This is a genomic window from Pigmentiphaga sp. MLSB6-MA01, from assembly GCF_058793475.1.
On record NZ_JBXAFV010000003.1, the window covers coordinates 25,836 to 43,048 of the forward strand.

17 protein-coding genes are annotated in these 17,213 nt (G+C 68.9%); 6 read left to right on the top strand and 11 right to left on the bottom strand.

What is annotated here, in order from left to right; all coding sequences use genetic code 11:
* Positions 1-363: 363 nt before the first annotated feature.
* On the top strand, positions 364-1,752 hold the full coding sequence (gene mltA / locus AC1Q6E_RS05630) for a murein transglycosylase A (RefSeq protein ID WP_492572364.1): 1,389 nt from the start codon (positions 364-366) through the stop codon (positions 1,750-1,752).
* A 19-nt stretch (positions 1,753-1,771) separates the two neighbouring features.
* Here the strand turns inward: mltA and AC1Q6E_RS05635 are convergent, their stop codons facing one another.
* Genes AC1Q6E_RS05635 through AC1Q6E_RS05645 form a run of 3 tightly spaced genes read right to left on the bottom strand, consistent with a single transcriptional unit; the run spans position 1,772 to position 4,677 of the window.
* Positions 1,772-2,512: a DsbC family protein gene (locus tag AC1Q6E_RS05635; protein ID WP_492572365.1), complete on the bottom strand. Its 741-nt coding sequence runs from the start codon at positions 2,510-2,512 to the stop codon at positions 1,772-1,774.
* A 30-nt stretch (positions 2,513-2,542) separates the two neighbouring features.
* Positions 2,543-3,781: an FAD-dependent monooxygenase gene (locus AC1Q6E_RS05640; protein WP_152792372.1), complete on the bottom strand. Its 1,239-nt coding sequence runs from the start codon at positions 3,779-3,781 to the stop codon at positions 2,543-2,545.
* A 41-nt stretch (positions 3,782-3,822) separates the two neighbouring features.
* Positions 3,823-4,677, bottom strand: coding sequence for a mechanosensitive ion channel domain-containing protein (locus AC1Q6E_RS05645; RefSeq protein ID WP_296559712.1), 855 nt, complete (start codon positions 4,675-4,677; stop codon positions 3,823-3,825).
* Between the two features lie 329 nt (positions 4,678-5,006).
* Here AC1Q6E_RS05645 and AC1Q6E_RS05650 point away from each other — a divergent pair, with 329 nt between their 5' ends.
* On the top strand, positions 5,007-5,750 hold the full coding sequence (locus tag AC1Q6E_RS05650) for a DUF481 domain-containing protein (RefSeq protein WP_296559714.1): 744 nt from the start codon (positions 5,007-5,009) through the stop codon (positions 5,748-5,750).
* 293 nt (positions 5,751-6,043) lie between these two features.
* Here the strand turns inward: AC1Q6E_RS05650 and AC1Q6E_RS05655 are convergent, their stop codons facing one another.
* Positions 6,044-6,376, bottom strand: coding sequence for a CzcE family metal-binding protein (locus AC1Q6E_RS05655; protein ID WP_152797498.1), 333 nt, complete (start codon positions 6,374-6,376; stop codon positions 6,044-6,046).
* A gap of 76 nt (positions 6,377-6,452) precedes the next feature.
* Positions 6,453-6,773 (bottom strand): DUF4148 domain-containing protein, encoded by a 321-nt coding sequence (locus tag AC1Q6E_RS05660; protein WP_296555566.1) that lies wholly within the window; start codon positions 6,771-6,773, stop codon positions 6,453-6,455.
* A 141-nt stretch (positions 6,774-6,914) separates the two neighbouring features.
* Between AC1Q6E_RS05660 and AC1Q6E_RS05665 the strand changes: the two genes are divergently transcribed.
* Positions 6,915-7,856: a LysR family transcriptional regulator gene (locus AC1Q6E_RS05665; RefSeq protein ID WP_492572366.1), complete on the top strand. Its 942-nt coding sequence runs from the start codon at positions 6,915-6,917 to the stop codon at positions 7,854-7,856.
* A 28-nt stretch (positions 7,857-7,884) separates the two neighbouring features.
* Here AC1Q6E_RS05665 and AC1Q6E_RS05670 read toward each other — a convergent pair whose 3' ends face one another.
* From AC1Q6E_RS05670 to AC1Q6E_RS05695, 6 genes are all read right to left on the bottom strand, one after another.
* Positions 7,885-9,480: a bifunctional 3-(3-hydroxy-phenyl)propionate/3-hydroxycinnamic acid hydroxylase gene (locus AC1Q6E_RS05670; RefSeq protein ID WP_152797501.1), complete on the bottom strand. Its 1,596-nt coding sequence runs from the start codon at positions 9,478-9,480 to the stop codon at positions 7,885-7,887.
* Between the two features lie 5 nt (positions 9,481-9,485).
* Complete coding sequence (locus AC1Q6E_RS05675; protein WP_492572367.1) at positions 9,486-10,247, bottom strand: IclR family transcriptional regulator; 762 nt, start codon at positions 10,245-10,247, stop codon at positions 9,486-9,488.
* Between the two features lie 7 nt (positions 10,248-10,254).
* Positions 10,255-11,088, bottom strand: coding sequence for a VOC family protein (locus tag AC1Q6E_RS05680; RefSeq protein WP_492572368.1), 834 nt, complete (start codon positions 11,086-11,088; stop codon positions 10,255-10,257).
* Between the two features lie 242 nt (positions 11,089-11,330).
* Entirely contained in the window at positions 11,331-12,302 is a 972-nt protein-coding gene (locus tag AC1Q6E_RS05685; RefSeq protein WP_152797503.1) for a tripartite tricarboxylate transporter substrate binding protein, read from the bottom strand.
* 117 nt (positions 12,303-12,419) lie between these two features.
* Positions 12,420-13,598, bottom strand: a complete 1,179-nt coding sequence (locus AC1Q6E_RS05690) for a Rieske 2Fe-2S domain-containing protein (RefSeq protein ID WP_152797504.1) — start codon at positions 13,596-13,598, stop codon at positions 12,420-12,422.
* Between the two features lie 80 nt (positions 13,599-13,678).
* Positions 13,679-15,076, bottom strand: a complete 1,398-nt coding sequence (locus AC1Q6E_RS05695) for an amidase (RefSeq protein ID WP_152797505.1) — start codon at positions 15,074-15,076, stop codon at positions 13,679-13,681.
* Positions 15,077-15,158: 82 nt separating this feature from the next.
* Here AC1Q6E_RS05695 and AC1Q6E_RS05700 point away from each other — a divergent pair, with 82 nt between their 5' ends.
* From AC1Q6E_RS05700 to AC1Q6E_RS05710, 3 genes are read left to right on the top strand one after another with little or no spacing between them, the layout of a single operon-like run.
* Positions 15,159-15,464 carry a hypothetical protein gene (locus tag AC1Q6E_RS05700; protein ID WP_152797506.1) on the top strand — a complete coding sequence of 102 codons (306 nt, stop codon included), beginning with the start codon at positions 15,159-15,161 and terminating at the stop codon, positions 15,462-15,464.
* On the top strand, positions 15,465-16,289 hold the full coding sequence (locus AC1Q6E_RS05705; protein WP_492572369.1) for a DODA-type extradiol aromatic ring-opening family dioxygenase: 825 nt from the start codon (positions 15,465-15,467) through the stop codon (positions 16,287-16,289).
* Positions 16,286-17,182, top strand: a complete 897-nt coding sequence (locus tag AC1Q6E_RS05710) for an ABC transporter substrate-binding protein (RefSeq protein ID WP_152797508.1) — start codon at positions 16,286-16,288, stop codon at positions 17,180-17,182. Before AC1Q6E_RS05705 ends, AC1Q6E_RS05710 begins: the two co-directional genes overlap by 4 nt.
* Positions 17,183-17,213 lie beyond the last annotated feature (31 nt).

The window sequence follows — 17,213 nt, forward strand, 5'->3', positions numbered from 1 at the left end:
CTATGCGCTGACGCGCGCCCCGAATGGTGGACCCCCAGCCGCTACGCGGCAGCCCCCCGAGGGGGCCGGGACCCGGCTTGGGGCGGCCCGGCACCGGGTCCCGGGGGCGGCACCGGCGGACCGGCGAAGCCGGATCCGCTGTGCCCTGGGTCGGGCGGCGCTCTGGAATATGAGACTCCCTACGGCTCCCGGGCATCCCTTTCGGGCTGCGACGATGGGGATCCGGGCTGCGATGGATCCGGCTCGGCCGGAGGATGTGCGGAGCGCGCAGCCGGGGGATTCCGCCTACCTCGCATGGTCCACACCACGATGAATACCAGTATGGAAAGCGCCAGGAACGCTTCCAGCAGGAGCAACCACATAATGTCCCTTCGCGAGTTCATTGCCAGAAACTGGCATTGCCGCCAATTTAACCGCTTCCCCCTGCCCGCGCTCGCGCTGGCCGCGGCCGTGGCCGGCTGCGCGCAGCCGGCCGGCACGGTGCAGCCCCTGCCGGAGGCGGGCACGGCGCCGGCCCAGCCCGTCGTGACCGCCCCGCCGGCCACGGCGGCGCCCGCGCCGGTGCCCGACGGCGCCAGGCCGCTGCCCCCGCCCGTCCCCCGGCCGGCCAGCAAGCCGGCCCTGCCAAGCAGCAAGCACTTCGTGCGCGGGACCTGGCAGCAGTTGCCGGGATGGCGGACCGATACGGTCGAGGCAATCTGGCGCCCGTTCCTGGCCAACTGCCGGTCCATCATCCTGCGCACCGGCCGGCCGGTTTCCAATACCGCCCCGCCCATGGCCGACCCCTATGCCTGGCAGCAGGCATGCGCCGCCGCGCGCGACCTGCCTCCCACGCCCTCGGCCGACCAGGTGCGCGCCTTCATGGAGCAATGGCTGCAACCGTGGACGGTACGCGGCCCCGGCAGCGAAGTCGCCGCTGGCTTGGCCACGAGCTACTACGAACCGCTGGTCCACGCCTCGCGCGAGCGCGGCGGCGCCTACCAGTGGCCGCTCTACGCGGTCCCCCCCGACCTGCTGACCATAGACCTGGGGGGCCTGTATCCGGAATTGGTGGGCAAGCGCGTGCGGGGCAAGCTCGACGGCAAGCGCGTCGTGCCTTACGACACCCGCGGCGAGATCGAACGGCCCGAGCGCCAGCCGCCGGCCATCGTCTGGGTCAACGACCCGGTCGACGCCTTCTTCCTGCAGGTGCAGGGCACCGGCCGCGCGGTGCTCGATACCGGTCCCGGCCAAGGCGGCACCATCCGCGTGGCCTATGCCGACCACAACGGCCACCCCTACGTCTCGATCGGCAAGTGGCTGATCGACAAGGGAGAGCTGACGCCGGCGCAGGCGTCGATGCAAGGCATACGGGCCTGGGCCCGGCGCAATCCCGCCCGCGTCAAGGAAATGCTCAACGCCAACCCGGCGGTGGTGTTCTTCCGCGAGGAAGCGGTCGTCGATCCTTCCGAAGGGCCGCGCGGCGCCATGGGCCTGCCCCTGACGCCCCATCGCTCGCTGGCCGTGGATCCGTCCATCGTGCCGCTGGGCAGCCCGGTGTTCCTGTCGACCACCCAGCCGGCTTCGCGCCAGCCCATGAACGTCGTGGCGCTGGCCCAGGACACCGGCACGGCCATCAAGGGCCCGGCCCGGGTGGATCTGTTCTGGGGATTCGGCGACGAGGCCGGAGAAATGGCGGGCCGCATGAAGCAGCCGACCCGGCTGTGGGTACTGTGGCCGAAGAACGAAGGGGTACCGGCGCCGGCGCGCTGACTCCCGCCCCGGGCCGGCCTCAGCTGGCCTTGCCCAGGGAATCGAGCTTCTGGCGCAGTCGTTCGGCCGGAATCGCGCCCCCCACCCGGGTATCGTCGCCGAAGATGATGGTGGGGGTGCCGGTCACCTGCAACTTCTTGCCCAGCGCCAGCAGTTCCTTGAGCGGCGCATCGCACGTGGCGGACTTGGGCGTCTTGCCGTTGAGCATCCATTCATCCCAGGCCTTGCCCTTGTCCGGCGCGCACCAGACCGCCTGCGACTTGACGGAGGAGTCAGGCGACAGGATGGGATAGAGGAAGGTATAGATGGTCACGTTATCGATGCCTTCCATCGAACGGCGCAACTGCTTGCAATAGCCGCAATTGGGGTCTTCGAACAACGCGATGCGACGCGAGCCGTTGCCCCGCACCTGCTTGATGGCGAGGTTCAGCGGCAGTTCGTCGAACTTCACGGCCAGCAATTGCTCCTTGCGCTCGCGCGTCAAGTTCTTCCGGGTCGAGGCGTCGATCAGGTTGCCGTCCAGCACGAAGCTGACTTTCTCGTCGGTGTAGACCAGCTCGCCGCCGATGCGCACCTCGTACAGGCCATAGGGCGTGCGGGACACGCCCTCGACGCCCACTTCGCCGAAACGCTGCACGAAGCGCTGCTTGACCGCTTCCTCGGTGGTCGGCGCGTTCTTGCTCGCGGTTTGCGCCCACGCCATGGACACGGGCACGGCCATGGCCGCGGTCAGCAACAGGGAAGTCAGCATGCGTTTCATCGAATCTCCTAAACAGTCGGACCGCGCCCGTCAGGCGCGGGTTCCCGTACCCGACGCACCGTTCACCAGCATACGCTTGAGCAAAGGCACGCGATCCACGAAGTCCAGCCCGGCATTGCGCAGCCAGGCGACCGGCCCCGCCTGGGTGCCGAACAGATGGAACAACCCGTCGGTCACGGCGCGCATGGCCAGCAGCGGCTCGGCGCGAGCCCGTTCGTAGCGGCGCAGCAACCGGGGATCGCCGACGGTGCGGAACGGCTCACGGCCGCCCAGCACTTCCGCCAGCGCCTTGACGTCGCCCAGCCCCAGGTTCAGGCCCTGGCCTGCCAGCGGATGCACCACATGGGCGGCATCGCCCAGCAGAACCACGCCACGATGGGAGAGCTGCGGACAATGCTGCAGGACCAGCGGGAAACCGAACAGCGGACTGCGCACGCGCAGCGCGCCCAGCCGGCCCCCGGTGGCCGCGGCCAGCCGCGCCTCCAGCGCCGGCGCGCGATCCGGCTCGGGCAGCGCCAGCAAGGCGGCGGCCTGCGCGCGCGGCATCGACCAGACCATCGAGACCTGCGGGCCGTCATCGGCATCGGGCATCGGCAGCAAGGCCAGGATGCCATCGGGCGTGAACCATTGGCAGGCGCACTCCTGGTGCGGCAGTTCCGCGGCCAGGTGCACGACGACGCCGGTCGCCCCGTAGTCCGATCGCTGGGCATGCAGCCCCGCGGCCTCGCGCAACGCCGAATCGGCCCCGTCCGCCGCCACCGCCAACCGCGCCCGCAGCGCCTGGCCGCCGGACGTCCGCAGGGTCACCCCATCCGCATCGCGCCCGCCATCGAGCGCGACGAAATCCTCGGTCGTCCAGCGTATGCCGGACCACTGCACCGCCTGCCTCAAGACCCGTTCCAGCTCACGCGACTCGGCGATCCAGGCCAGGTGATCGCAACCGGCCTGCCACGCCGACAGCGCGAGCCGGCCTGGGCGATCGCCCCAGGCGGGCCGATCGCCCAGGATTTCCATCCGCCGCACGCCGGTGATTCGCTCGGCCGGCAGGGCCTCCCAGATCCCGAGGCCGTCCAGCAGTTCACGGCTGGACGGCGAAAGCGCGTAGACGCGCGGATCGAAGCTGCCCACCACCGGCGCGGGCAAGGGCGCGCGCGGGCCCAGCAGGCCTACGCGCAGCCCCTGGCGGGCCAACGCGAGCGCGGCGGCCAGTCCGGCGATGCCGGTACCGACGACGATGATGTCCGCTTGGGAAGAAGTGGCTTGGGTCATGGCAGGAACGACGCTACAGGCGCCAGTGTACAGCGCCGGGCTCAGCCGCCCGCCGCCTGCTCCTGCAATTGCCGGTAGTAGTGGGTCAGGACTTCCTGGCCGGTGCGCACGCGCCGGTTGCTGGGGCAGGGGAACCGCAGCACCACGTCCAGCCGCTTGGGATCGACGGGCTCGATCACGGCCAACGGCTCGCTGGCGGGCAGTGCGATCAGGTAGGCGCCTTCGATATGGCGGAAATGCACGTCCGCCTGTTCCAGCCAGGGTTCGCACACCTCCCTGCCCGCCCGCAGCAGCCGCTCCTGGGCCGCCGGGATGTCGTCCCCCGGCTCCAGCGGCACCCGCACCGACTCGAGCACGAACGTGCCCATGGCCGAGATCGTGCGCACGGGGTTGAGCAGCAGCATCATGTTGGGAAAGCGGCAGACGCGGCCGGTGACCAGGCCCGACGACGTCTGCTCCAGCAGCGCCGTGGTGAACAGGTCAATGGTCAGCACCTCGCCCTTCATGCCGCTCATTTCTATCACGTCGCCCACCGAGTAGGTCCGCTGGGTCGCCCGCATCAGCGACCCGAGCGCGCTCATCACGTATTCCTTGCTGGCGATGGCCACCGCGGCGGCCAGCGCCGCCACCGACAGCGCGAAATGGCGCAGTTGTCCGCCCCAGATGAACAGCATCAGCAGCATCGTCACGATGACGATGGAATTGCGCACGGTCAGGTAGCTGGTGCGGCGCTCTTCGGTCGATCCCGACCCTTTTCCCCGGTAATAGCGCGTGGTGGCGCGCGTGGCGAACATGGCGGCAAGCAGCACCACCAGCGAGACCACGAGCTGGCCAGGGGTATCGGAAGCGGTGAACCACGCCACCAGCCTGTCCCAGAGCGAAACGATGACATCCATGAAGCGAATCGGCATACGCCGGAATGAGCGATCACGCCATTCTACGTTGGCACCGGCCACATGGGCGGTGTATGGTGATGCCTGGGCGCATCGTCGCCCAGGCGGCGCGCCCTGCTTGCGGCGTGCCCCACCCGGGAAGCGGCCGCGCCGCTCTCCCGTGCCAGACCGCGTCTCGCGACGCTACCCCTTCGAGCCTCGACCCGGCCGCCCGCGGCCACGCAGCGACCGGCCGCGGACTCGTCCAACCCCACTCCGAATGGCAACCCGTCATTGAGGATGTCCCGCCGCGTGCCCGTCATGCGGCCTGGTGCAATAAGGAGAACGCATCGATGTTCAAGACCCGACATATCGCCCCCCTCGCCTTCGCTCTGGCCGCCGCGCCCGCATGGGCCCAAGCGCCGCTCAAGACCGACGGCAAGTGGCGCGGTTCCATCAACGCCGGCGCCAGCCTCGCTTCCGGCAACACCGACTCCACCTCGTTCAACCTGGGCGCCAACGCGGGCCGCGCCACGGACCGGGACCGCCTGAACTTCACGCTCACGGCGCTGTACGGAACCAAGAAGGAAAACGGCAACAGCTCCGAAACCGCCAATCTGCTGCGCATGGGCGGCAAGTACGATCGCGACATCACCGACCGGACCTTCGGCTTCGGTTCGCTGGACATCGAACACGACAAGCTGCAGGAACTGGACGTGCGCGGCGTCGCGGCGGCCGGCGTCGGGCGGCACATCATCAAGACCGAGAAGACGATCTTCGACCTGTTCACGGGCCTGGCGTACAACCACGAGCGCTTCACCACCGAGACCCGCAACTCGGCCGAACTGCTGCTGGGGGAAGAGTCCACCCACATGATCTCGGACACGACCTCGCTCAACCAGCGCCTGGCGCTTTACCCCAACATCAGCAACGGCGGCGACTACCGCGTCCAGTTCGACGCGGGCATCACCACGTCCATCACGAAGAAGATCGAGCTCAAGGTCACGCTGTCGAACCGCTACATGAGCAATCCGCAGCCTGGGGTGAAGAAGTCGGACACCCTGCTGCTGACCAACATCGGCTATCGCTTCGAATGAGGGCCCCCCCTACGCGCTTCGCGCGCCCCCCAGGGGGCGATGCGGGTGGACCGGCAAAGCCGGATCCACCGCATCCTGGGTCTAGTGGGACCATCTTGGGTCGTGGCACGGTTGCTATCGCTGGCTGCCAGCGGTAGCAACGGCGTGGCGTACCAAGAGACAGGCACTAGACCCAGGGCGCCGCGGATCCGGCTTTGCCGGTCCGCCAGCGCCGCCCCCTTGAGGGGGAGCGGCCGAAGGCCGCATGGGGGTGGGCTTCCCCCGGGGTGGGCTTCCCCCCGGGGTGGGCTTCCCTAAAGACCGCGCTCGTCCAGGGAGGACGGGCTGACGTAGGCCCTGATGGTGTGGTCCAGCACGCCGGCGGGAGCCAGGTCGTTCAGGTCGAACGCGCCACGGATACCGTTGAACTTCACGGCGAAATGCTTGCCGTTGACGTCGAAGCGCACGGTTTCACCGTACTGCACGTTGATGTAGCGCGTGCCGTCGTTCAACACGATGGCGCGTCCGGCGCTCTCGACGGTGACCGGCGAACCCAGCAGGTCCGGCCGCGTCGACGCGGCATGGGCCGAAACGCTCGCCAGGCCGATCAGGGCCGCGGCGAGGCAGGAAGAAACCTGGGCTTTCATGACGGGAACTCCAGAATCTGGTCAGGCGCTGGCGGGCCGGCCGGGAGATGCGGTCCCGGCCGGCCCGCGGCATCGCTTACAGGTTGTTCGGGTATTCGCCCGGGCCACCCACGCGGCGGGCCAGTTCGGCGCGCTTGAGTTCCTCGACCACCTGGGCCCGGCTGACCGGCGCGGCCTTCTGGGCCGTTGCGTACGGGAAGCCTTCCTGGTCGTAGACGATGCCGCCGTTGGCCTTGGCCTCGGCCAGCTCGGCCAGCACCTGCGCGCGGGTCAGCTCATGCGTGGTCGAAATCGCGGGAGGAGGAAAATCATTGCCGTAGTTGTTGCCTTGGTCGGCATGGGCGGCGGCGCCGATGAGCGAAGCGGCAATCAGGGCGGTGTATGCAAAGGTCTTCATGGTGAACTCCGTTTTCTCATTGATCTTTCAGTCAGACTCAAGGGTATGTACTCATTGCTTGATTGACCGTGTAGGAATATTGCGCCCTTTGAAGGCATAATTGAAATCAATAAGTCGAATTGTTGGCATAAGGATTTGATTATGGCTGGCCGTGTAGACCTGAATCTGCTCCTCACGCTGGAGACCCTGCTCAACGAGTTGAACGTCACCAAGGCGGCGGTCAAGCTCAACAGCAGCCAGCCGGCCGTGTCCGCCCAACTGGTGCGGCTGCGGCGCATGTTCGACGACCCCTTGCTGATCCCCGGCGCCCGGGGCATGACGCCCACCCCGCGGGCGCTGGAACTCGCCCCGCGGCTATCGGAACTCCTGGACGGTTTCCGGGCAATCGTCCAGCCAGACCACTTCGATCCCAAGACGGCGCAGGGCAGCATCCTGATCGGCACCAACGACGCGACGCAGTGCCGGCTGGCCAGATGGTTCGGCAATCTCGCCAACATGGCGCCGGGCGTGCGGATCGGTTTCGTCAACGCCAATCGCTCGACGGTGCCGGACGTCGAACAGCACATGGCTTCGGGCCAGGTGGACCTGGTCATTGCGCGCCGCTCGGCCTTTCCCGACCGGCTGCACGTGCGTCCGCTGCACGACGAGACTTTCGTCTGCGCCATGCGCTGGGACCATCCCTACCGGAAGAAGCAACTGACGCTCAAGGATTTCGCCGCCATGCGGCACGTCATCGTGCTGCCCCTGGGCGGAGAATTCGACGACGTCACCGACGAGATCCTGGAAGGCATGGGCCTGTCGCGGCAGACCGTCGTATCGGTGCCGAGTTTTCTCGTGGCCGAGCGGGTGCTGCGCGGCACCGACTTCGTCTCGGTATTCCCGACGTCGCTGGCGCGCGGCATGATGTCCACGCTCAAGAGCTATGCGCTGCCCTATACCCTGCCGAAGTTCGAGTTCGCGATGGCCTGGCACGTGCGCACGCACCTGAGCCCGCTGCACCGCTGGGTGCGGGACCAGATCGCGGAAGCATTGATGGACGGGCGCGAGGAAGACGGCGATCCGATGAGCCAGGTCGCCTGGTAGGCGTCCCCGCGCCGGCGGCGATGGGCGCCTACCGCTGCGCCGGGTAGCGGCCCAGCAACGCCCGCAGTCGCGCCGCGTCATCCCTGCCGGACGACAGGAACGCGAGTACGTAGCGGTCGGGCCTGACCAGCACGGCCCGCGCGCCGGCCTCGGCCATCACCCGCGCCAGGACACCCTCGCAGTCCCGCACGGCCAGACGCGCCGGCTCCGCGGGCCAGGGGAAGTCGTCCTCGGCGGCGACCAGTTCGATCCGGCGGACATCCAGCGCGGACATCCAGGCCTCGACTTCCGGGCCCAGCGTCTCGCCAGCCCTGCTCAGGCAGGCGAAGCCGGGGCCGAGCGCCTCGTCCAGCCGCCGCCGCTGCCCGCCGGGCCACTCCACGAGGGGCTGCGGCAGCAGTTGCCCCGCCTTGATCGCGGTATCGGGCGCCTGGCAGGGCACGAAGAAACCCTCCCCGAAGCGTGGCTTGGGCTTGAACTTGAGCTGCAGCACGTAGTCCCGCGCCGGCGGATACAGGCTGCACAGCTTGAGCGCCCACTGTGCGGCCATGGCTTCGAACCGGGACTTCGGTTGCATGTAGCGGCCGATGCGCATCGCCATCTCGATCAGCGCCCAGGCGTGCGGCTTGCGCTCCATCTCGTAGGTATCGAGCAGCGCGGGGCCGCACCGCCCCCGCACCACGGCATCAAGCTTCCAGGCCAGATTGGTGGCATCGCGCACGCCGCTGTTCATGCCCTGGCCCGCGAACGGCGGCGTCAGGTGGGCGGCGTCGCCGGCCAGCAGCACCCGGCCCTCGCGCCAGCGTTCGGCCAGCCGGGCATGGAAGGTGTAGACCACCTTGCGGGCGATGGGCAGGCCCTCGTCCAAGGGCTCGCGCTCGCGGATCCAGCCGCGCAGACGGGCCTCGTCCAGCACGTAGTCGGCGGTCTCCCCTTCCCTGAGCATGAATTCGTAGCGCACCGTGCCCTGCGGACCGGGCAAGCGGATGGCAGGCCGGTCCGGGTCGCAGTAGGTCCGGGTATGACGAAACGGCGTCTTGCGGTCGAGCAGGTCCACGATCAGCCATTTCTCGGCAAAGGTATTGCCCGACAACGGGATGCCCAATTGCTCGCGCGTCCCGCTGCGGCCGCCATCGCACGCGACCAGCCAGTCGCAGCTCAGCGTGACCGCCGCGCCGTCGTGGTCGACCTCCAGCACCACCCTGTCCGCGTCCTGCTCGAAACGCCGCAGCTCGTGGCGGAATCTCGTCTCGACGTGCGGAAAGCGCCGCAGGCCGTCGCACAGCTGCGCGGCCAGCACGGCCTGCCGGAAGGCGTTGCGCTTGGGGTAGCCGTACTCGGTCGATCGCGGCTCGATGCGCGCGAACTCGCGCCCCGACCAGGAAAAGTAATGGACCCCGTAACCCTGGACGATGGAAGGCAGGATCTCGTCGATGAGTCCGGCCGACTGGGCGGTCCGCAGGCTCTCGTCATCGATCGACACGGCACGGGGTTCGTCCACCGTCGATGCATTGCGCTCCAGCAGCAGCGTGCGAACGCCGTAGACCCCGAGCAGGTTCGCGAGGGTCAAGCCGGTCGGGCCGGCACCGAGGACGATGACCGGATAGTGGGAAGTTGCATGCATGATTGCTATCTTTTGCTGCGCGCCCGCAGGCGTTCGTTTTCGAGAGTCGATTCGATGGAGGATGCGACCGAGAAGACCTTGGACAGGACGGCCTTGCCGCGCCCGGCTGGCAGCCGGACCAGCGGGACGACGACACTGAGGCTGCCCAGCACCCGCTGTCCATCCAGCAGGGCGACGGCCAGGCCCGCCATCCCCGCGTCGACCTCGCTGTGCGTCACGCAGGCCTTCGCCTCGCGCAGCGGTTCGAGTTCGGCCAGGAAACCTTGCAGGCCGGCGGGGAACCCGGCCGCGATGATGGTGGCGCGATCACGGTGCCACAGCCGCTCCAGTTCGGCGCGCGGCAGATGCGCCAGGATCACCTTGGAGGTCGCGCCCCGGTACAAGGGCATCGCGCGGCCGCGTTCATAGCTGACCGGCGTGACCGGATCGGAAGGCATCTCCTGGTGGATGCACAGGACCTTGTCGCCATGCACGCGGCACAGCAGCACGGTGCCGCCCGTCTCGGCGGCCAGCTTGCGCAGCAGCGTGCCGGACGCCTGCAGCAGCGGATCGGCCAGGCGGATCTGGCGGTCCAGCTCGACGATCAGGGGGCCCAGCGCATAGCCCCGGTCCGCCACGCGTTCAAGCAGGCCGGCTTCCTCGAGCGACTTCAGGTCACGGTAGATGCTGGCCCGCGATACGCCCAGTTCGTCCATGAGCTGGGCCGGCTTGCGCACCGGGCGGCTGAGGTCGAAGGACTGGAGTATGCGCAGCAGACGGTCGGACACGATGGCCTCAATCGCGCATGATGGCCTTGCCCCAGAGGTTGAGGGTGCGCTCCTCGTGCACCCACACCCCCGCCGGGCGCTCCGGCGGGCAAACCTCGATCTCGGCCGAGATCTCGGCCAGGTTGCCGTCCGGGTCGCGCACCATGAAGAACACGTCGTTGCCGGGGCCGTGGCGGCCGATGCCCCAGACGATGGTCTCGCGGATGGAGGCCATGTGGTCGCCCCAGGCCTTCATGTCGTCCCACGACGTGGTCTCGAAGGACTGGTGGTCGAAGCAGCGCACCGGGGCGCGGAACAGCGCCAGCGCGTGATGCAGGCTTTCGGTGCGCAGGAAGCAGGCGCGCAACACGCCCTCGTCGTCCTGGACGCGGTCCGACAGCGTGAAGCCGAGCACGCCTTCGTAGAAAGCCAGCATGGGCGCGGGATCCAGGGTGCGCAACGCGAAGTGCTGCAAGTGGGCCTCGGGCAGCGCATCACCGGACCGCACGCCCCCGGGCGTGCCAGGGCGCAGCGCGAAGACGATCAGGTTGCCGTCGGGGTCGCGCACCGCCAGCGCGTCGTCGCAGGCCACCGGCAGCGGCGGCACCTCGGCCGCCGCGTGCGCGCCGGCGCGCACCTTGAAGGCCTGCCAGCGGCCGGCATCCTCGAAACCGAACAACGCGTGCTCAAGCTGGTTGGCCGGGCCTTCCGACAGCACCAGCGTGCGTCCCGGCGCCGCGCACACCCAGCGGCCGTCTTCCACGCTCGCGGCCAGGCCGTGCGTGCGGGCATAGAAATCCGCCAGCCGCCGCGGCTGCGGCGAGGTCAGATGCAGATGATGCAGCGATGCGCCCAATTCCATTGTTTCGTTCCACCCATGGCGTTTCATTTCTGTTGGGCGAACTATCCCGCGCCGAGTATCCGGCGTCAACGGAATTTCTCACATACTGAGACGATAACCTCATGGGTTCGCAGCAACCATCGAAGCACCGGTGCAACAAACCCAGACCACGGCACCGGACCCAGGAGGCGGTGGATCCGGCTCCGCCGGTCCACCCGCATCGCGCCCCCTTGGGGGCGCGCGCGAACTGGGTATGGGGCCCCTCAGTTCGCGGCGATGCCCCGGGCTTCAATCACCCGCGCCCAGCGCGCCAGGTCCGTGCGCACCAGCGCGGTCAGTTCCGCGGGAGAGCTGACCGCGCTGGTCATGCCCTGGGCCGCCAGGCTTTGCTGCATGTCGGGCTCCGCCAGCGCCGCCTGCATCTGGCGATGCAGCCTGTCGACAATGGCCGCGGGCGTGCCCGCCGGCGCGAACAGCCCATACCAGAGGTCCACGTCGAAAGGCTTGCCCACCGACTCGGCCACCGTCGCCACGTTGGGCAGGGCCGCCTGGCGCACGGGGCTCGACACCGCCAGGGCGTGCATCTTGCCGGCCTCGATCTGCGCCAGCGCGGACTGGATGGGCACGAAGCCCACTTCCACCTGCCCGCCGGCGATGGCCGTCACGGCTTCGCCCGCGCCCTTGTGGGGAATGTGCACGATGTTCATGCCCGTCGCCTCCTTGAGCAGTTCCATCGCCAGGTGCTGCGGCGTGCCGACGCCGGAGGACGCGTAGTTGTACTGGCCGGGCGCCTTCGCGGCGGCCGCGACGAACTCGGCGAGGTTGCGCGCGGGTACCTTGCTGGAAGCCACCAGCACCATCGCTCCCTTGAACAGCAGTCCCACGGAAGCAAAATCCTTGACCGGATCATAGGGCAGGTTCTTGTACAGGCTGGGGTTCATGGCCAGCGTGTTGGCGACCACCAGCAGGGTGTACCCGTCCGGCGCCGACCGCGCGACGAACTCGCTGCCGATGTTGCCGCCCGCGCCGACCTTGTTCTGCACGATGAACGGCGCCTTCATGCCCACGCGCAGCTTTTCGGCCAGCGCCCGCGTGGCGGTGTCGATACCCGTCCCCGCGCTATAGGGCATGACCAGGGTCACCGCTCTTGCCGGATAGTCGGGCCCCTGTGCCTGCGCCGGACAGGCCAGCACGGCCGCGATTCCCATCCCGAGGACTGCCACAAGCTTTTTCATGCTCCACCTCTGCTAGACGCCATGCGGCCGCCCTGCGGGCAGCCGGGTGAACTGCGGGAAACACGGCCGGCGGTCCGCCCGGACCGCCGCCGCCAGACGGTACTGCCCATGCCCTGCTCAGACCGGGAACACCAGGGAGGCCGGCGCGGGCGTCGGCTCGTCGGCGGGCGCGCGAAGACCGTCAGTCTGCTGTGCCTCGAACGCCGCGGCAATACGCCGCCTGATGCGGATCATGTCGCGGTCCGGGCCGAACAGGATCTCGTTCGCGCGGGACTCCACCAGATCGCCCGCCACGCGCGCCATTTCCTTGTCCTCCGCCGACGTCTTGAGCTGCCGGGGCTTGACCACGCTCTCGAAATGCCGGGCCAGCCGTTCGCGCGCTTCCGGCGTTTCGGCGCGCCACGCCGCATAGCGGAACAAGCGCGTGCGGTGATAGTCGATGGGCACCTGGAACAGCCTCGACACATAGGGCGCCGCGTCGGCCTTGGGCCGCAGCACGTTGGACACGAGGCCCGGCAGATTGAAGCGCTCGCCCTGGATCCTGTCCAGGCCATGGCCGTGGTCCAGCATGTTCCCTTCCAGGTCCACGGAGATGCCGCGCAGGCCGTGGCCGTCGGTCTCGACGATCTTCACCCGCCGGTCTTCCAGCGGCGTCAGCTTCTGCGCCGCGCCGCCGTCTTCCCCATCCCCCAGGTAGCGGGCCACGGCTTCGTGATATTGCGACTCCATGTGCAGCGTGACGGCGTGGTAGGCATCGCTGCCGTCGATCACCAGCAGCCAGTTCGCGTCCCACTCTTCGGTGGGCAGCCGGAAATGCACGAAGCGCTCGGGGTGCAGGAGCTCTTCCGGCACGCACGTTTCGATGGGCGGCGCGGGGAAGCGCTCGGTGTCCCCGATGTAGGCCCAGACATAGCCGCCCAGTTCGGCACAGGGATAGGACCGGGCGCGCACCTTCTCCCGTTGGCCGGCGCCGGCTTCCGTGTCCCACGGAATCAGCGTGCACGCCCCCGCGCCGTCGAAGCGCAAGCCATGGTAGGCGCACTGCAGTTGCCCATCCATCACCCGGCCGCTGGAGAGCTGCACGTACCGGTGCGGGCACCGGTCGAACAGCACGCCGGGCACGCCCGCCGCGTCGCGAAACACCACCAGGTCCTCGTCCAGGCACCGCACGCCGACCGGCTTGCCGGCGGGCAGTTCCTCGCTTTGCATCACGGGATACCAGTAGTTCCTCAATCCCCGTTCCAACCCTCGCGGCACGCCGCGGACGAGTTCGGGACCATCCTGCTTGTCGCTCACCTTCTCCTCCCAGTCGGAAGACGTCGGCCACCAATCAATTAGATAGCTAACGTTTTATTAAAAGAAAAATCCGAACACGTTCATGCCAGCATCGCCTGCTCGCATTCCCAGGCCCAGGCCAGCAATTGCGCATCGTCGCCGGGCGCCCCGGTCAATTGCATGCCGATGCCGGGATGCCACGGCACCGGCACCGAGATCGACGGTGCCCCGGCCGCATTGGCGAACGTCGCGTACAAGGCGCCCGCCCGCGGCGACGCCTGGCAACCATCGATGCTGGCCGGATAGGGGGCATCGAGCGGCCAGGCCAGACAGGGGGAAGCCGGGGACAGCACCACGTCCGCCTCGGCCCAGAGCGCTCGCGTGCGCTGCCGCCAGTCGAGCAGGCGCGCGATGGTGCGGTACACGTCCACGGCCGACGGCTCCGACGAGCGCCGCGCGAGATCGCGCAAGGCGGCCGGCAGCGCGGACTCGTCCAGCCCCAGCTCGTCGACGGCGGCGCGCACGCCATGCGGAATGATCTCCAGCCAGAAGGCGTCGACCTGCGCGACCGAATACGGCATCGGCTGCCAGGCGACCCGATGGCCCGCGCGCGCCAGGCGCTCCACGCATTCGTTCAGCGCGGCCGTGACCACGGGCTCCTGGCCCTGGTCGGGCGGCACGATGGCCACGATGCGGGCCCGCCGCGCCCGTGCCCGCTCGCGCAGCCAGACCTCGGGCCGGGCCGCCTGCCCCTGCCCGGGAAAGCGCGATGCGTCGACGGCGATCATCGTGGCCAGCAGGGCGCAATCCTCCACCGATCGCGCCATGGGACCGACGACCTGGAAATCCAGGGACGTACGGGGAAAACCGGAAGAAGACAGTACCGCGCCGGTCGAGGGCTTGAAGCCGACGGTGCCGGTATAGGCCGCCGGCCGCCGTATCGATCCGCCCGCGTCGGTCGCCAGCGCCAGCGCGCCCATGCCCAACGCCAGCGCGGCGCCGGCACCGCCGCTGGAGCCGCCCGGCGTCATGGCCGGAGCCAGGGGATTGCACGTCGGGCCGTACACGCCATTGCCGGTCGTGGCCGCCAGGGCCATGGGCGGGACATTGGTCTTGCCCAGCACGATCGCGCCCGCTTCGCGCACGCGGGCCACCACCGGTTCGTCATGATCGGGAACGAAGGTGGCCAGTGCCTCCACGCCCCATGTCGCCGGCAGTCCCTGCACCCAAAGGTTGTCCTTGACCGTCAGCGGGATGCCGTCGAGCGCGCCGGCGGGATTGCCCGCCGCGTGTCGCCGGTCGGCGGCGCTGGCCTGGGCCAGCAGGGATGCCGCATCGACCTGGGCCACGATGGCATTGACCGCCTGGTTGCACGACCGCATCCGCTCCAGGACCGACTCGACCAGTTCAACGCTGGCCAACCGGCCGGCCCGCAACAAGGCGGCGCTTTCGCTGGCGCCAAGCTGCCATGGATGACCACCTGGGTGAATCGCGTTCACGGGTACCTCCCGGCTCCGATGTTGATTGACACTATACACCAAACAATTTAGATTGCTATCTAATTAATTTCAGGATGGCGCCATGAGTCTTTACGCGGTCCAGAGAGTGATCTTCGAACTCAAGCACGACAAGCCTCGCGCCGCGCTGCTGCGCACGGATCCCCACGCCGCGCTGCGGGATGCCGACCTGACCGACGCGGAGCGCAACGCCCTGGCCGGCGGGGACCTGGCCGGGCTCTACCTGATGGGCGTCCACCCCCTGCTGCTCGCGCCGTACTCGCGCATGGCCGGCCTGTCCCGCAGCGACTATCAACACGCGCTGGCCCCCCTCAAGGGCGCCCGCCGCTTCTCCAGCGACTACCGGCTCGACGGCCACAGCGAGGCTTGAATGGGATCCCTAGAATTCGCCGCGGCGATGAGCCATGCCCCGGGCATCGCCGCCTTCACCCAGGCCGCCCCCGCCCCGCAGCGGCAGGCCTTCCTCGACGCCGCAAGCACCTTGAAAACGGCGGCCGCGGCGGCAAGGCTGGACGCGATGGTGGTGATCGCGCCCGATCATTTCTCCAATTTCTTCATGGGCAACATGCCGGCCTGCTGCGTCTCGCTGAACGAACGGTACAGCGGTCCGGTGGAAGACTGGCTGGGCATGCCCAGGATGGACATCCCCGGCGCCCCCGGCCTGGCCGACCTCATCATGCAGCATGCCTATAACCGGGGCATCGAACCGGCGGGCGCCGCGCAGACCGAACTGGAACACAGCGTCATCGTCCCGCTTTCGCTGGTCACGCCGGCATTCGACATCCCCGTGGTCTGGGTCATGATGAACTGCCAGGTTCCGCCGCTGATGTCCCTGCCCCGCTGCCACGAGCTGGGCCGCGCCATCCGTGCCGCCATCGACGCCAGTGGCCTGCGCGTGGGCGTGCTGGGCTCCGGCGGCCTTTCCCACGCTCCCGGCGCCGCCGAGGCGGACCGGCTGGACGAGGCATTCGACCGCGAATTCCTGTCCATGCTGGACAAAGGCGATCTGGATGGGATTCTGTCCATTCCCGCCGCGCGGCTGGACGAGGCGGGTTTCGGCGCCTGGGAGGTGCGGCTGTGGGTGGCTGCCATGAGCGCGGCCCACGACCGCCATCCCCGCACCCTGGCCTACGAGCCCATCGAGGCCTGGGACACCGGCTGCGCGGTGGCGATCTTCGACGGAGCCGGACGATGACGCCGCTGCCCGAAGTGCGCCTGGCGCTGGGCCTGCGGTCGACGGCGCAAAGCCTGGGCGTCATTGGCCGCGACGCCGGCGTATTCCGCGAGCAGGGACTGGACCTGGTCATCGCGCGGGAAGAAACGGCGGGACCGGACGGCGTGCGCGGCCTCGTCGCCGGGGAATACGATCTGGCCGAATTCGGCGCCGTGCCGCTGGTGCAGGCCGTCTACGAAGGGCACGACCCGGTCGTGCTGCTGGCCGCCGAACAGACCAATGCCATGTATCTGCTCGGCGCCGCCCGCATCGACGCGCCGCGCGCCCTCGTCGGCGAGAAAATCGGCGTGCTCAGCATCGCGGGCCAGACCGGCGTCAGCGCGGCCACCATGCTGGACCGGTGGACGCTGCGCCGCGAGGACGTGGAGCTGCTGGAGCTGGGCACCTATCCCGCGATCTACCAGGCGCTGCAGGATGGCCGCATTGCCGCCGGCGTGCTGACCGCCGACTACGGCGTCGCCGGTTCGGTCGCCTTCGGCCTGCACCGGCTGGCCGACCTGGGCCAGGAACTGCGGTTCCAGGGCCCCATCGTCGCCACGACCCGGCGCTACGCGCGCGCGCATCCGGACCGCGTCCAACGTGCCGTGACCGCCTACGTGCGCACCATCGAGCTGTTCGCGGACCACCCCGACCGCGTCCTGGAGAGCATGAAACGCCATCTGGGCTTCCTGGACCACGCGCAGGCGCTGGCCGTCCACGACTTCTATTCCCGGCGCTTCCAGCGCCGGCCCCATCCGTCGGAAGCCGGCCTGCAGCGGGTCATCGACCTGTATGCCGCGACCAGCTCCCGCCCCGCGCTGCGGCTGGAAGACGTCTGGGATCGCAGCTTTCTGGACCGCAGCCTGCAGGCATGACAGGCATGCGGCCAATCACCCCATCGCAAGG

Excerpts from the sequence above, each read along its gene's own strand:
- mltA (WP_492572364.1), top strand. The coding sequence starts at position 364 with ATGTCCCTTCGCGAGTTCATTGCCAGAAACTGGCATTGCCGCCAATTT.
- AC1Q6E_RS05635 (WP_492572365.1), bottom strand. The coding sequence starts at position 2,512 with ATGAAACGCATGCTGACTTCCCTGTTGCTGACCGCGGCCATGGCCGTG.
- AC1Q6E_RS05640 (WP_152792372.1), bottom strand. The coding sequence starts at position 3,781 with ATGACCCAAGCCACTTCTTCCCAAGCGGACATCATCGTCGTCGGTACC.
- AC1Q6E_RS05645 (WP_296559712.1), bottom strand. The coding sequence starts at position 4,677 with ATGGATGTCATCGTTTCGCTCTGGGACAGGCTGGTGGCGTGGTTCACC.
- AC1Q6E_RS05650 (WP_296559714.1), top strand. The coding sequence starts at position 5,007 with ATGTTCAAGACCCGACATATCGCCCCCCTCGCCTTCGCTCTGGCCGCC.
- AC1Q6E_RS05655 (WP_152797498.1), bottom strand. The coding sequence starts at position 6,376 with ATGAAAGCCCAGGTTTCTTCCTGCCTCGCCGCGGCCCTGATCGGCCTG.
- AC1Q6E_RS05660 (WP_296555566.1), bottom strand. The coding sequence starts at position 6,773 with ATGAAGACCTTTGCATACACCGCCCTGATTGCCGCTTCGCTCATCGGC.
- AC1Q6E_RS05665 (WP_492572366.1), top strand. The coding sequence starts at position 6,915 with ATGGCTGGCCGTGTAGACCTGAATCTGCTCCTCACGCTGGAGACCCTG.
- AC1Q6E_RS05670 (WP_152797501.1), bottom strand. The coding sequence starts at position 9,480 with ATGCATGCAACTTCCCACTATCCGGTCATCGTCCTCGGTGCCGGCCCG.
- AC1Q6E_RS05680 (WP_492572368.1), bottom strand. The coding sequence starts at position 11,088 with ATGGAATTGGGCGCATCGCTGCATCATCTGCATCTGACCTCGCCGCAG.
- AC1Q6E_RS05685 (WP_152797503.1), bottom strand. The coding sequence starts at position 12,302 with ATGAAAAAGCTTGTGGCAGTCCTCGGGATGGGAATCGCGGCCGTGCTG.
- AC1Q6E_RS05700 (WP_152797506.1), top strand. The coding sequence starts at position 15,159 with ATGAGTCTTTACGCGGTCCAGAGAGTGATCTTCGAACTCAAGCACGAC.
- AC1Q6E_RS05705 (WP_492572369.1), top strand. The coding sequence starts at position 15,465 with ATGGGATCCCTAGAATTCGCCGCGGCGATGAGCCATGCCCCGGGCATC.
- AC1Q6E_RS05710 (WP_152797508.1), top strand. The coding sequence starts at position 16,286 with ATGACGCCGCTGCCCGAAGTGCGCCTGGCGCTGGGCCTGCGGTCGACG.